Origin of the sequence: Mariprofundus aestuarium (assembly GCF_002795805.1) — a bacterium.
GTDB lineage: Bacteria > Pseudomonadota > Zetaproteobacteria > Mariprofundales > Mariprofundaceae > Mariprofundus > Mariprofundus aestuarium.
In genome coordinates, this window is record NZ_CP018799.1 from 895,120 (window position 1) to 909,546 (window position 14,427).

Annotated in this window: 14 protein-coding genes; 6 read left to right on the forward strand and 8 right to left on the reverse strand. The window is 52.1% G+C overall.

Annotated elements, in window-relative coordinates; all coding sequences use genetic code 11:
• Positions 1-9: 9 nt before the first annotated feature.
• Entirely contained in the window at positions 10-1,008 is a 999-nt protein-coding gene (locus Ga0123461_RS04465) for an ABC transporter substrate-binding protein (RefSeq protein ID WP_100277227.1), read from the reverse strand.
• 251 nt (positions 1,009-1,259) lie between these two features.
• Between Ga0123461_RS04465 and Ga0123461_RS04470 the strand changes: the two genes are divergently transcribed.
• Genes Ga0123461_RS04470 through Ga0123461_RS04480 form a run of 3 tightly spaced genes read left to right on the forward strand, consistent with a single transcriptional unit; the run spans position 1,260 to position 2,254 of the window.
• On the forward strand, positions 1,260-1,475 hold the full coding sequence (locus Ga0123461_RS04470) for an RNA-binding S4 domain-containing protein (protein ID WP_100277228.1): 216 nt from the start codon (positions 1,260-1,262) through the stop codon (positions 1,473-1,475).
• Between the two features lie 37 nt (positions 1,476-1,512).
• Entirely contained in the window at positions 1,513-1,788 is a 276-nt protein-coding gene (locus Ga0123461_RS04475; RefSeq protein WP_100277229.1) for a hypothetical protein, read from the forward strand.
• Complete coding sequence (locus Ga0123461_RS04480) at positions 1,778-2,254, forward strand: DUF1499 domain-containing protein (protein ID WP_232710363.1); 477 nt, start codon at positions 1,778-1,780, stop codon at positions 2,252-2,254. The genes Ga0123461_RS04475 and Ga0123461_RS04480 overlap by 11 nt, the downstream gene beginning before the upstream one ends.
• Positions 2,255-2,283: 29 nt before the next feature.
• Here the strand turns inward: Ga0123461_RS04480 and Ga0123461_RS04485 are convergent, their stop codons facing one another.
• A complete protein-coding gene (locus tag Ga0123461_RS04485) occupies positions 2,284-3,687 on the reverse strand; it encodes a hypothetical protein (protein ID WP_157819222.1) in 1,404 nt (467 codons plus the stop codon).
• Positions 3,688-3,900: 213 nt separating this feature from the next.
• Here Ga0123461_RS04485 and purT point away from each other — a divergent pair, with 213 nt between their 5' ends.
• Complete coding sequence (purT, locus tag Ga0123461_RS04490) at positions 3,901-5,088, forward strand: formate-dependent phosphoribosylglycinamide formyltransferase (protein WP_100277231.1); 1,188 nt, start codon at positions 3,901-3,903, stop codon at positions 5,086-5,088.
• Positions 5,089-5,142: 54 nt separating this feature from the next.
• On the opposite strand, the gene Ga0123461_RS04495 is transcribed toward purT, so the two are convergent.
• The 6 genes from Ga0123461_RS04495 to clpS form a co-directional block, all read right to left on the reverse strand.
• Positions 5,143-6,051, reverse strand: a complete 909-nt coding sequence (locus Ga0123461_RS04495) for a cupin domain-containing protein (protein WP_100277232.1) — start codon at positions 6,049-6,051, stop codon at positions 5,143-5,145.
• Between the two features lie 152 nt (positions 6,052-6,203).
• Positions 6,204-8,222 (reverse strand): diguanylate cyclase domain-containing protein, encoded by a 2,019-nt coding sequence (locus Ga0123461_RS04500; RefSeq protein WP_157819223.1) that lies wholly within the window; start codon positions 8,220-8,222, stop codon positions 6,204-6,206.
• 283 nt (positions 8,223-8,505) lie between these two features.
• Positions 8,506-9,372: an SPOR domain-containing protein gene (locus tag Ga0123461_RS04505; RefSeq protein ID WP_157819224.1), complete on the reverse strand. Its 867-nt coding sequence runs from the start codon at positions 9,370-9,372 to the stop codon at positions 8,506-8,508.
• 75 nt (positions 9,373-9,447) lie between these two features.
• Complete coding sequence (gene tsaA, locus Ga0123461_RS04510) at positions 9,448-10,047, reverse strand: tRNA (N6-threonylcarbamoyladenosine(37)-N6)-methyltransferase TrmO (protein WP_100277235.1); 600 nt, start codon at positions 10,045-10,047, stop codon at positions 9,448-9,450.
• Positions 10,044-12,302, reverse strand: coding sequence for an ATP-dependent Clp protease ATP-binding subunit ClpA (gene clpA, locus Ga0123461_RS04515; protein WP_100277236.1), 2,259 nt, complete (start codon positions 12,300-12,302; stop codon positions 10,044-10,046). The genes tsaA and clpA overlap by 4 nt, the downstream gene beginning before the upstream one ends.
• A gap of 129 nt (positions 12,303-12,431) precedes the next feature.
• Positions 12,432-12,761, reverse strand: coding sequence for an ATP-dependent Clp protease adapter ClpS (clpS, locus tag Ga0123461_RS04520; RefSeq protein ID WP_198507121.1), 330 nt, complete (start codon positions 12,759-12,761; stop codon positions 12,432-12,434).
• Between the two features lie 90 nt (positions 12,762-12,851).
• Between clpS and Ga0123461_RS04525 the strand changes: the two genes are divergently transcribed.
• Both Ga0123461_RS04525 and Ga0123461_RS04530 read left to right on the forward strand, forming a co-directional pair.
• Positions 12,852-13,607, forward strand: coding sequence for an HAD-IA family hydrolase (locus Ga0123461_RS04525; protein ID WP_100277237.1), 756 nt, complete (start codon positions 12,852-12,854; stop codon positions 13,605-13,607).
• On the forward strand, positions 13,600-14,376 hold the full coding sequence (locus Ga0123461_RS04530) for a TatD family hydrolase (protein ID WP_100277238.1): 777 nt from the start codon (positions 13,600-13,602) through the stop codon (positions 14,374-14,376). Before Ga0123461_RS04525 ends, Ga0123461_RS04530 begins: the two co-directional genes overlap by 8 nt.
• Positions 14,377-14,427 lie beyond the last annotated feature (51 nt).

Genomic DNA, 14,427 nt, shown 5'->3' on the forward strand with positions numbered 1-14,427 from the left:
AATCTCCGCTTACTGTTTTTCGGATGCTTTCAGGATAAACCGTTGATCGGTGTACTCAGCAAGATTATCGGGGATATCTTTCCATAACCCCATCTCCACCATGACATCGGCCATTGCGCGTACGCGTTCATCGCTGGGAATCATATCGGAATAATCGATCCAGTCCGGGGGATCGGTGAGCACCTGTTCAAATACTGCTGCACTGGATCCGGTATAATCCTCGCCCATCACAGCCGCCTGATGTGGATTACCCTCGATATAAAGACCTCCCTTCTTAAGTGCAGAGATCAGTTCCTGAGCCTGATTCGGGTGCTGCTCGATAAAAGCGTTTGAGGCGAGGAAAACGTGATCGAGATGATCCTTCCAGATTTTCGGTGAGATCGAAGCCATCCAGCCGACACCAAGTGCTATTGATTTGTTGCCCTCAGGTTCACCAACCACAAAACCATCGATCTCGCCACGTTGCAGCGAGTTGATCATGTCACGCGGTGGCATACCGACCACCTTCACATCGCTGTAGGGAACAGCATGCTGCTTCAGAGCCAGGTAGAGCAGCACATGATGCTGTGAATAGATATGCGGTACGGCTATTACCGTGTTTTTACCTTTCAGTTCTGCAATGCTCTTGTGTTTGGTGGAGAGGACAAAGCCGTTGCCGTTGCGGTCTGCCATCAACACGATCTTGGCAGGGACACCATCACGAATCATCTTCATCGCCAGTGGCGAGAGAATAAAGGTGCCAGCCATCTTGCCTGTTTTCATGTCGTTGACCACGTCGTCCCAGACATGGTTCTGTACTGTTTTAAGGCGGAAGCTACTCAGGTCGTTCTGATACATATTCTCTACAACCGCCAGTGATAGGTGACCACCGCAGATCAGTCGTCCGATCTTAACCTCTGGTTTGACCTCAGCTGCTTTGTCGGCATTGCTGCAACCAGCGAGAAGAGCGAGCATGAGTGCCAATATCGTCGTGAAGCTTTGAAGCCTGCTTCCAAGTGGAATCTTCATGATGTGCCCCCTTATCGCAATTGACAGCAATTGTGATATCAATATCCATATGTCGAAGGTTTTTTTAGCAATTTTCCAGAATTGCTATTCAATGTTTCAAAGCGAAAGCGATATGCTCTTTGCTTGGAGAACCAACACATTCTGCCTCTATATGTTTTATTTTCAAATAGCCTAAGCTTCGCAGTATCCCGCATGACGCTGGGCAAGGCTATTGGGCCGGGTTTAGAGCGTTGGGATGAGGTGTTGAAATAATGAAAGAAGTTACAATTTCAAAAGAGCCGATTGAACTGAATAAGCTTTTGAAGTTTGAAGCTCTGGTTGCCAGTGGTGGCGAGGCAAATCAGGTGATCGTTGAAGGGTTGGTTCGGGTCAATGGAGAGGTCGAGACCCGGAAAAGAAAAAAGATTGTTTCAGGCGATATCGTAGAGTTCAATGACGAGAAAATCTGCATTCAGCTGAGTGAGTAGGGCGTGTTTCTCACCGTTGGTTTATATGGAGTGTTAAGTGATTAAGTATCAGGCTGAATTTGAAGGTTATATCAGGGATATCGGGGTTGGCCCCGCCGATAAGGTGGCAGCCTCTGTGAAATCCTCTGTTGCATCATTGAATAGCGTTTCAAAGCATCTGGGGATCAATATTGATACCAAAACCCTTGGCTCGAATAGTGATATAGATGAACTCGCTGAACGGCTAAGCAAGATGGGAAGAATATCGACGAAGAACATCAAGCATTACCGCTCAGCTATGCTGCAATATGTGAATATGGTGAATGGTAAATGACGAGGTTGCCGAAATAATGAAGTGGCTGTTGATTATCGTTGGGGTGTTACTGGTTGCCGGGCTGGTTGCTTTTATTGCGATGGCGATTCAGTCACACAAAAGCCCCGAAAGCTTGGGTCTGCAAAATGGCCTGCTGCGCTCCTGTCCTGCTTCACCTAACTGTGTCTGTAGTGAAGAGCATAGTCAGGGTAGTGAAGAGCATGCCATTGGGCCAATCAAGGCAAATGATGGGGGTTGGAAGAGGTTAACAACCATTATCACGGAGCAGGGGGGGGAGATTCAGAAAAATGATGGCAGCTACCTGCATGCAACGTTCACCACTCCCGTGTTTCGTTATGTTGACGATGTTGAGTTGCGCCTGGATGAGGGGAGCGGCCTGATTCATATTCGCTCTGCTTCAAGGGTGGGCCGATCCGACTTTAGCGTTAACCGTAACCGGATCGAGCGCCTCAAGAAGGCTTTGTAAAACCGGCAGCTCTGCTGCTGCAAGCAGACTCACTCCGTCGTTGTGACCTCTACGCTGTTGGATGGTGTGGACGAACCACCTCTGTTTCTTGCGATAACCCGATAATGCCACACTCCGGCGCTAGGGCGATCACTGAAAAGCGGGAGCTTGGCGACGGGTTCACCATGATGAATAGTCGGGATTGCATCGGAGATATTCGTGGCAACGGTTTTCCAGGTTTCACTGTTTTTTTGTTTGCGCTGTATATCATAAGAGAGGGCTCCGCTTGAGCCTTGCCAGCTGATAGCAATCGGCGATTGAATCGCCAGCAGGATTGGGGCTTCTGGCACCGCTTCCGGTGGAACAGGTAGGCCCTGAATAGCGAATGCACCTTCTCTCATTGTGCGAATAATGGCCGCTTCTTCGGCCGGTTTGGTGGAGGGGAATCCAGGGTAGTGCAGTGAGTCACTCGCACCATTAAAATCATTATGATAGTAGAATCCACCGCGTTCTGTGCGGAAACGGAGCGACCATGCGAGGCAGCCAGCGGCATCGGAGTCGATGGTGCGCTGGATAATATCGCTGACATTGGATTTCTCTGAGGGGTTAAACTCGCCGTAAAAATAGGCCTTGCCGACTTTTGCAGCCTGCTCTGCAAAGACAGTAAACTCCCGGTCAGTATAGTGGGTGGTAACCACATCGATATTTTCATCCTGCAGCGAAACAGCAGGGGTGCTTTTGTGGCCGCCATCGATGAGAAGATGATTCGCATCATGGTTTTTGATATGCGCCGCCATCTCACTGATCCAGCCGGGGCTGGCCTTGTCGATCTCATTGCCCAGCTCCCAGGCCATGATGGTCGGATCATCCTTGTAGACAATTCCGGTGATCGTATTTTTGCGATTCATCAGCCAACTCACGAACTGTTTAAAATCTGATTTGGCCTTTGTGTCGTTCCAGAAGTCACCCGTCCCGGAAAGAGCCGCCCATTCGGCATAACCACCAAACCATGCCCAGTTATCCACCAGTGGAATGATCACCCTGATACCCTCGGCCTCTGCAATGGCCAGTCCGCGATCCATATCCCTGAACAGCTCCTCATTATAGCGGATCTGGCCGGATGCATCGGCATATATATGTGCCAGATCTCCTGCAAGGTTTTTGCCGCCTTCGACAGAAAATGTGTAGGAGCGGAATACCTGCCCGCCCATGCGGCGGACAGCTCTGGCTGCATCGCGCTGTTCAAATGCTGTAACCCGGTGCCATTTTTCTCCAACCTCTCCGGCACGATCCTCCAGTATGAAATAGTTGGGGATATTGACCGACACAAAACGGAACGGTTTGTTGCCATCAAGCAGTGTGCTGCCATTGCGACTGATAAAGTTCTCAAAAGCCATGGCATGATTGGCTGGAGCTAGCAGTAACAGTGCGGCGAAAGCCAGAAAGGTTGTCATGACCTTATGGTTTGGTCTATTGAAGAGAGCGTTGAGCATCATGTTTTTATTATGGCTGTATATTTGAGGGCTGTCTATTGGATTGGGAAGTTTTCAGGCTTCATGACCTGGCCGGGCACTGTCTGAATTACCTGGAATAGCCCTGTTGGTCAGCAGGTAGATTCCTGCCCGCAAAACGATAAACTACGCTTCCGATACACTTGGGAGATTTCCATGGAACAGATTCAGATTGGCACACCACTATCCCCATCGGCAACACGTGTGATGTTGCTCGGTTCAGGGGAGCTGGGCAAAGAGGTTGCTATTGAGTTGCAGCGGCTCGGTGTTGAGGTGATTGCTGTTGATAGCTATGCCAATGCGCCTGCCATGCAGGTGGCTCACCGCTCACATGTGGTGAATATGCTTGATGGTGTCGTCCTGCGTAGCCTGATTGAAGCAGAGAAGCCGAACCTGATTGTACCGGAGGTCGAAGCCATTGCTACCGATACGCTGGCGGAACTGGAGGGTGAGGGATTCAATGTGATTCCTACAGCCCGTGCGACGCAGTTGACGATGAATCGTGAGGGTATTCGAAGGCTTGCAGCGGAAACACTGGAGCTGAAAACCTCTCCCTACCGTTTTGCAGCAACACAGGAAGAGTTCGAGGCGGCTGTTGAGTGCATAGGTAAACCGTGTGTCGTTAAACCGATCATGAGCTCTTCGGGCAAAGGTCAGTCGGTGATCCGTCAATCATCCGATATCCAGAGAGCTTGGGATTATGCCCAGGAAGGGGGGAGAGCGGGTAAGGGCAAGGTCATTGTCGAAGGTTTTATCGACTTTGATTATGAAATCACCCTGCTGACTATTCGCCATCGCGATGGCACATCGTTCTGCCTGCCCATTGGACATCTGCAGGTCGATGGCGATTACCGCGAATCATGGCAGCCACAGGCCATGTCCGATGCCGCACTTAAAGCATCTCAATATATTGCTACCAGGGTTACAGATGCTTTGGGTGGATATGGACTTTTCGGTGTCGAGCTGTTCATCAAGGGGGATGAGGCGATCTTCAGTGAGGTGTCACCGCGCCCGCATGATACTGGACTGGTAACGTTAATTTCACAGGATATCTCCGAATTCGCTCTGCATGCACGTGCGATTCTGGGTCTGCCGATCCCTAACATTCAACAGCACGGCCCCGCAGCCTCCTGCCCGGTTGTGGTCGATGGTGACTCCACCCAGGTTGGTTTTGGCGGCCTTGAACAGGCTCTGGCTGCCCCTGATACGCAGATCCGCCTGTTCGGCAAACCTGAGGTGCATGGCAAACGCCGCATGGCAGTGGCGCTGGCGCGTGGATCAAACATTGAAGAGGCACGCCTGAAGGCGGTGGCAGCAGCGGGCAGCATCACGATCTCATTATAAAAAGTCTTCCTGAACCCCTCTAGCAGTTAGCTAGAGGGGGATAAGTCCCTTTTCTTAGCGGATGAACTGGATATCCAGTGTGCGCATATAGGTGTGCAGCCCGGCATCCTGAACAGGGAAGACAAAGGCATCCTGATCCGATTCGTTGTGGTGGGAGTGCCACCAGCCCGGCGGTGTGACAAAGACGGTGTTGGTCGCCCACATCGCCTTTACCGGGTCAATAATGTCGCCATTCTCATCCACCTTCTGGCCGATCAACGTGTAGGTGTCCGGCCCTGAAAAGACAGCCAGATCAAGTGCGACGGATTGATGGCGATGCGGTTTCTGAACCTCGCCTTTAGGCAGCAGGTTAAACAGTGACCACATGGTATGGGTCATGGTTTTGGTTTTGGCTGAGTCATGGTTGCCGAGAATGATGCCGATACGGTTACGTTTCTCACGCAGGGCAGGTTCACGAAGCTTTTCAACTGCATCACACATATATTCCTTAGAGTAAAAAGCAGGTTTGAACATCGGCTTGCTCGGAGTAACACCCATGTACTGAAGCAGTGGTGCGTCATGACTCCAGTAGAGGGCACTATCCTCATCAGCGTAGTGGGTGACCCCCTCATTGTATGGCAAGGTGAAGGCATCGCCCTGTTTCCAGTTAATTGTACCTTCTGCAGTTTTAGTGCGACCTGCACCGCGTAGGACAAAGTAGACTTCTGAGGTTGCAGCTATCGATGTTGCAATCTTCTCATTGGCACAGATGCGGATGTAACTGGCCAGCAGATTGGGGGCGGTGGCCAGGTAAGGGGTCTCGAGTTCTCTGGAAAGATCGAGTGCAATGACGCGCGTTTCACCCTGCTCATGCAAGGAAGCAGGAAAGGGCTGAATCGGCACATCATTCAGATCGGGTGTGGCTGCTGATGAGTACTCCCAACTTACCACCTGCTGTTGCCACTGTTTGTTAACGGTATCCATCTGCTTTGCCCCTCTGTTTCAAAATCAAACCAGTCACTTCGTTCCGGCACAGCTCAATGCTGAGTACATTTGCTGCTTCACGCAATAATCCGGTTGTTTCGCAGGGATAGGAGATAGGGGAAGAGGCCTGGCACTGTACTCTGCCGCGGCTATTAGTCAGCTGCGATACAGTCACGGTTATAGATGCGGTACTGCTGCTTGCCAGAGGTTTTTGCCAGATACATCGCCGTGTCGGCCTTCTTAACCAGTTCATCGGCATTCTGACTGTCATCCGGTCCAATGGCGATACCGATACTGCAGCCAATGTCGCATGCGATCTCAGCAGCCATGGTCGGTGTGCTGAAGCATTTCAGGATTTTATCGGCTACCTGAACCATGTCTTCGAGATCAATCAGGTTTTCAAGAATGATGATAAATTCATCACCGCCAACGCGGGCCACTGTGTCAGCACTGCGAACCAGCTCACCCAACCTATTGGCAATTTCAATCAGCAGTGCATCACCGACATCGTGGCCAAAGTTATCATTAATCGCCTTGAATCCGTCAATATCAATAAACATCAGCCCGACCTTATATTTATCGCGGATCGCATGCGCCAGTGCATGCTCCAGCCGGTCGGTGAAGAGGGTACGGTTCGGTAGCCCGGTCAACTGATCGTGGTGGGCCATGTGGGATAGCCGCTGCTCGATATTTTTCTGCTCGGAGATGTCGTAAAAGATGCTGACGAAGTTGCTGATTTCACCTGCATCATTGCGTACTGCGGTTATTGAGAGCCATTCGGGATAGACTTCACCGTTTTTACGCTTGTTCCAGATCTCACCAGCCCACATTCCTTCACTGTGTAGTGTGCTCCACATCTTACGGTAGAAATCTACCGTTTGGCGACCGGAGGAGAGGATGCGCGGGTTATTTCCGATCACTTCCTCACGGCTATAGCCGGTAATGTCGCAGAAGGCCGGATTAACCAGTACGATATTGGCCTTGTCATCACAGACTAGGATGGCATTGGAGTCACTCTCCATCACCTTGGCGGCCAGGCGCAGGTCTCGCTCCGTGCGTTTCTGGCGCGTGATATCACGACCTGCATGGACGATCTGGCAGGCCGCGTTTTCCCCTTGCTGCATGATGGTCACTGTAATCAGCACAGGTATTTTGTGGCCCGACTTATGGAGAAATTCGCGTTCAATGCTTTTGATCTCCCCGTTCTTGGCTAGCTGTTTCTCCTCTTCGGGAGTCAGTTCAATGTCACCACTGATCAGGCTTTCCAGAGGGGTTCCTGTTAGCTCCTCCAGTTCATGGCCAAGTGTTGTTAGTGCGGCCGGGTTGGCGAACTCGATTTTGTACTCTGTATCGGTAACGAAGAGCATTTCACCCATGGAGCTCATAATGGTTTCGAAATATTCACGCGACACGGTGGAGCGTTTCAGGGCATCGGTCATGTGGTTGAAGGATTCACCGAGTTTTCCAATTTCTGTACGGGTTAACAGGTTCACTCTGGTGTTCAGGTCACCCTCTGCAATATCAGTTGCCGCCTCTGTAAGGTGCTCGAGCGGACCTAGAATCTGTCTGCGAATGAAGAGGGAGAGCAGCAGGCCGATCACAAATGCGACGGAGAGCCCGTAGAAAATTGTATCTGAGCGCGCCTGTTCGATACGCTCCTGAGCATGGGCTACGGAGGTGGTGATTCGCAGCACTCCGCGAACCTTTGAAGCGTCATATCCGTGGCAACTCATGCACTCGTCACCTGCGTTGATCGGTAGCAGGAAGGTGAGCTCTCCAGTTGCCTCATTCAGCTCATTGAACTGTTGACCATTCACAACCTTGGCAAATGACGTGGCGTCAATATCAGTAACCTTGCGTGGGGATCTCAGGGGGCGACTGAAAAGCTCACTCTCCAGGTGGGCATTGACGTTATTCAGGGTTTGACCATCCAGAAATGCTTCTGTCTGGTCCTTGCGAAGCACCTGTACGGTGAGTAGCTCCGGGCTTTCGGAGATGCGGTCAAGCCAGTCGATGGCATAAGAGGCGTTGCCGGAGAGCATCAGCGTTTGCAGGCTGTTGGAGAGGCCATCAGCCATGAAAGAGGCGCGCTCTACCTCCTCCTGATAAATCGACTCCTGCTGTTCAGTGAACAGCAGGTACTGGCTGACTGCAAATGTAGCCAGAAGCAACACTATCAGTGTTAGCTGAAAGCGTGTGTTCAGTCTGTTAAACCATTTGACCCTGAGTTTTTTGGGCTCGGTGTTTTTCAGCTTCCCACCCCTTAATTAACGATGTTTTATCCTATAGTTACTATCGGTGATTAACCACTAAACATGAGTGAAATGTTTCACATTGCACTACAGGAAACGTTGATGAATTCCGCATTTCCGTGAAAAATAACGAATGTTCTGCCAAACCGGACTCTAGCAAATGACTGAAGCGACCCCTGTTTCTGTAGTGGGCGAAGATTGATTATGGTTTATACACCCAAGCATCTTTGATGCCATACTGTGAGTCCAGCTTCTCTTTATAGGTTTCCGCCGCTGCCTGATCGGAAAAGCCGCTGATACGGATGCGGTACTTCAGTGTTTTATCGATGTAAAAGGGGCTTATCTCAGCCGGAACACCGAGTGCATTTAGGCGTGTCTTCTCCTGGGTCGCCGCCTCTTTATCATCCATCGACATCAGGTTTACCGCCCAGCCCGTAGGCTCACTGGCTGCTACTGGCGCTGAAGTTTCAGGTTTTTCGACAGGGGTATCGGCAGTCACGGGTGCGGTCGCCATGCCAAATTTTGAGTCGATGCGGCTGGCCTGCATCTGAAGCGAATCACCGAGAAACTCCTGCCTGGCTTCCAGTGCGGTTATGCGCCGTTCAAGTTGCTGCTTGAGTTCAAGGTGACGTTGCTCGTTCAGCTCCGCCTGCATCTCCAGCGCCACCTTCTCCTGCTTCCACGTGGATGAGCCTGAATCTGAAAAATTGAGCAGGATGGCTGCCGAGGAGAGCAGGATGGCTGCGATGGAAAGAACAGTAGCGAGTGTGCTGCTCCCTCCTTTGCCGGGGACTTCTGCCTCCGGTTCGGAGGCAGTTACTTTTTCGAATTCGGGTTCCGGTTCGTTGTGCGCAGGAGTGCCAAGATCCAGGGGCGGTTGAGGTGAGATGTCTGAATCATCAGCAGTATCATGCGGGTTTTCAGAAGCTGATTCTTCCGTGTCATCAAAATCGATAGCCACACCCTGCAGCGATGTTTCACTGGCATATGGCGTCGACCAGGTGAAGGTGTCATCAGCACTGAGATTGTCGGGACTGGATTCCAGACCTTTGTCCGTTTTGTCACTCATCGCCAACTCTCCTGAATATATCTTGCTCATATGCTATCCAAACACGAGGCAACCGCGAACAGGTTTTAAAAGGCCTTAACTGCCTGTGTTGATCGATTCCTTCATCTCGGCTACGCCGGTTTCACCCACCCAGCCACTGCTGGCATCGGGGAAAGCATCGGCATAAGGGAGGTAGGGCTTGATATCGAGTACGGGTGTTCCATCAAGCATGTCGTGGCCCTGAATGTGCAGGGTGCGGCCCTCTACCTTGATGAGACGCACAGCCGAAAGACCAATACTGTTGGGGCGGTGGGGGGCGCGGGTGGCAAACAGGCCTCGTTTGACTTTCGGGCCGCGCGGCGGTGTGACCATGGTGTTCCAGCCCTGATTCAGGTGCATCCAGTAGATCACCCAGATATGCGAGAAACCATCAAGGTCCTTCACGGCCAGATCCAGATTCAGTCCGGTTACAAGCTCAATCGTGGCTTCCTGAGCATCATCCAGAGAGGGCTGGCGCGGTACGGCAAAACGTTCGCGATAACTGCTATGCACCACGCCGATCGGCTGCATGCTGATCTCAATGGGTTCACGGCCTGTATGCTTGAAATCATCCGTGTAATTTTTTGCTGGTGTACCTTTTGCCGGTTTGCGCCCCCAACTCTGCTCAGGCGGGGAGGCTGGTTTCTCTTTGCTCATGCAGTCTCAGACTCCTGCTGACGAACCACCAGCTTATCATCCTCGCAATCAATGACAGCAACACCACCCTTTTGCAGGGCACCAAACAGGATCGCATCGGCCAGAGGCTTCTTGATCTTCTCCTGAATCAGACGCGCCATTGGGCGTGCTCCCATCATTGGGTCGTGGCCATTGTGAGCAAGCCAGCGTTTGGCGCTATCAGAAACCACAATCTCAACCTTTCGCTCCTGAAGCTGCATCTCCAGTTCAATCAGCATTTTGTCTACTACATGCAGGATGATCTCCTCGCCGAGTGGGGCGAAGCCGATGATGGAGTCCAGTCGGTTACGGAATTCTGGCGTGAAGATACGTTTGATCGCCGCCTCATCCTTACCTTGTTGTGGTTCAGGGTTGAAGCCGATGCTGCCCTGCTGCATCTCAAATGCGCCTGCATTGCTGGTCATGATCAGTACGACATGGCGGAAATCAGCCTTGCGACCATTATTGTCAGTCAGTGTGCCGTGATCCATCACCTGCAGCAGCAGGTTGAAAAGATCTGGATGTGCTTTCTCGATCTCATCAAGCAGCAGTACGGCATGCGGGTTTTTACTGATCGCTTCGGTAAGCAGGCCACCCTGGTCAAAACCGACATAGCCCGGAGGTGCACCAATAAGGCGGGATACCGTATGTGATTCCATGTATTCAGACATATCAAAACGGATCAGCTCTACACCCATGATACGGGCAAGCTGACGTGCCACCTCGGTTTTACCGACACCGGTCGGACCGCTGAACAGGAACGAGCCGATCGGCTTCTCAGGGTGCGACAGTCCGGCACGCGAGAGTTTGATACTGGCGGAGAGCATATCGATTGCCTTGTCCTGACCGAATACAGACAGTTTCAGGTCACGGTCGAGGTTGGCCAGCCGTTTTTTATCCGAGGAAGAGACCTGCTGTTGCGGGATGCGGGCAATCGATGCGATCATCGATTCGATATCATGCACATTGATCTGTTTGCGCCGTTTCTCCTCGGGACGCACACGCATGGCTGCTCCGGCTTCATCGAGCACATCAATAGCGGAGTCGGGAAGCTGACGCTCGCTCAGGTGGCGCTTGGCAAGTTTGGCGGCCTGCTCAATGGCAGCCTGGCTGTAGCGCACGCTGTGGTGCTCCTCAAGCCGTGATTTTAATCCTTTAAGAATTTCAATGGTTTCTCCAACACTTGGTTCAGGAATATCAATTTTCTGAAAACGACGGGCCAGCGCCCGGTCTTTCTCAAAGAGGTTGCGGAACTCCTGATAGGTGGTGGCGCCGATACAGCGCAATTCACCATTGGCCAGTGCTGGCTTTAGAAGGTTGGACGCATCCATGGTGCCGCCGCTGGCAGCACCAGCACCGATAATGGTGTGAATCTCATCGATAAAGAGGATGGCGTGATCCTCACGTTCAAGCGCGCTGAGTACAGCCTTCAGCCGCTCCTCGAAATCACCACGGTATTTGGTGCCGGCAAGCAGCGCGCCCATATCCAGTGCATAGATTGTGGCATTGCGAATCACATCTGATGTTTCACCGGCTTCAATTCTCAGCGCCAGACCTTCGGCAATGGCCGTTTTTCCGACACCAGCCTCGCCGACCAGAAGGGGATTGTTTTTGCGTCGCCGGCAGAGAATCTGTACGCAGCGGCCGAGCTCTACTTTGCGACCGATCAGAGGGTCGATTTTTCCTTCCTGAGCCCGTTTTGAAAGGTTGATGCAGTAACGCTGTAGGGGGGAAGCATTGGGTTCGGCCTGTTCATGCTCAATAGCCGGTGCCTCAGTGCCCGGCTCTCCCTCGCGGGACTCATCGCTGAACGCCCCGTGGGCCATGAAACTGACGACATCCAGACGGGTGATGCCCATACGGTTGAGATAATGAACAGCGTGCGAATCTTTCTCAGAGAAAATGGCAACCAGTACGTGTCCACCGGTCACTTCGCGTTTGCCAGATGCCTGTACATGCATCACGGCGCGCTGAATGACGCGCTGAAGGCCGATGCTGGCGGTGGTTTCACCGCTATCAACAGGAAGGGTGGCTATGTTATCCTGAATGAAGGTAGCCAGTTCCAGCCGTAGTTTTTCAATGTCAGCACGGCAACCGAGCAGCACGCCCAGCGCGTTCGGATTATCCAGCAGGCCGAGAAGAAGGTGTTCGACAGTGACGAACTCATTCCTTCGAATATGTGCATGATGGAATGTTTCGTTCAGTGTCTCTTCCAGCTCTTCACTCAGTATTCCCATGGTCACATCCTTGATCCATTTTACGATCCCACTGTCGGCATCACCTGTTGCTGCACTCTTGTTACTGCAATATCGGTGCCAATTTGATCAGCTAAATCGAAACAGCCGTAATATTAGTATAGCACGGAGTTATTCGTCCGGCTCCCGTTCCGTCAGGCAACGTAGAGGATGCCCTGCAGTACGGCTGGCTGTTTCAACCTGGTGGATCTTGGTTTCCGCAATATCGCGTGGAAACACACCACATACGGCACTGCCCTGATGGTGGATCTGCAACATTAGGGTGTTGGCCATCTCTTCCGATTTATGGAAGAAGCGGATCATAATATCAACCACAAACTCCATCGGGGTAAAATCGTCATTGAGCATAACCACACGAAACATAGGGGGACGTTGCAGTTGAGGTTCAACTGTTTCTGCCTCAGTCTTAGGGATGATTTCCGGCATTTGAATATTGCTCATGGCAGCGATGTTAGCGGGCTGGAAGATTCTTCCAAGAGATATACTTTATCGGTCTGTCTCTGGGGATACTCTGACAAGAGGAGCGAGAAGATGGCTGAACTGAAATGCATCCTGTGGGATGTTGATGGAACACTGGCAGATACCGAGCGTGACGGGCATCGCGTAGCCTTCAATATGGCTTTTGGCGAGGCAGGGCATAAGCGCGAATGGGATGTGCCGACCTATGGCGAACTGCTTGCGGTAACTGGCGGTAAGGAGCGCATCCGCTTTGATATTGATCGCGGCGATATGCACGAGATGCCCTATGATGAGATTGCCGGCCTGCATGCGCGCAAAACCGCACATTACGAAACACTGATTGCCGAGGGTCGTATTCCGCTGCGTCCGGGTGTGCGTCGTCTGCTGGAAGAGGCCTATGAGGCGGGTATTACATTGGGTGTCTCCACCACCACAACACCTTCAGCACTGGATGCACTGATTGAACACTCACTCGGGCCTGAGTGGTTCGACCGTTTTGCGGTCCTTGCGGCGGGCGACATTGTGCCGGCCAAGAAGCCGGCACCTGATATCTATAACTATGCCATGGAACAGCTTGGCGTAAGCCCTGAGAACACACTGGCACTCGAAGATTCCGAGAACGGCTGGAGATCAGCCCATGCAGCCGGATTGAAATGCGTCGTGACGGTGAACGATTATACCCGCGACCACGATTTCAGTGGCGCCGATCTGGTTGTCTCCGAGCTGGGGGAGCCGGATGGTGATGCTGTTGAGGTGCTGCAGGATCTGCACACCCTCGATGTACACCATGTGAAGCTGAGTCATCTGAAAGCGATCATGCATGACTGATCTGATCAGCCTTTTTGATACCCACTGCCATGTCGATTTTTCACATTTCGACGATGATCGCGATGCCATGTTTGAACGCATGGCGGCAGCGGGTGTCGAAGGCTGCATCGTGGTGGCTGTTGATTTCGATCATATCGCAAGTTTGAGAGCTTTGGCCGAAGAGCGGGATAATGTCTGGTTCAGTGTTGGCATTCACCCCAACCACGAGGTGGATGTGGAGCCTACTGTCGAAATGCTGTGTCAGCTGGCCGATCATCCGCGCTGTGTAGCGATTGGTGAAACCGGCATGGACTTCTTTCGCCACCATGTGGATCCCGAGGTTCAGGAGCAGCGTTTTCGCACCCATATCCGTGCTGCTAGGGTGCTGAATAAACCGGTAATTGTGCATAATCGCGATGCCGATGCGGAGACCATACGCGTTCTGCGCGAAGAGAATATCTCCGAATGCGGTGGTGTCATGCACTGCTTTTCAGCGGATGTGGCAACTGCCAATGCCGCCATCGACATGGGCATGTCGATCTCCTTTTCCGGCAATGTCACCTTCAAGCGCAACGATGAACTGCGAGCTGTTGCGGCCCAAGTTCCAGATGACCTGCTACTGGTGGAGACTGATTCGCCGTATCTGGCTCCCATGCCATTTCGCGGTAAACGCAACGAGCCTGCTTATGTTCGCCATGTCGGTGAGTGCATCGCCGAGGTGCGCGGTCTAAAACTTGCCGAACTAGCCGCCCAAACCACGCGCAACGCCAGGGTACGCTTCCGCCTCTGATCTGTTATTCCGTTTTCCACCTCCAGATGAAACTTCCCTGGTAACAGGCCC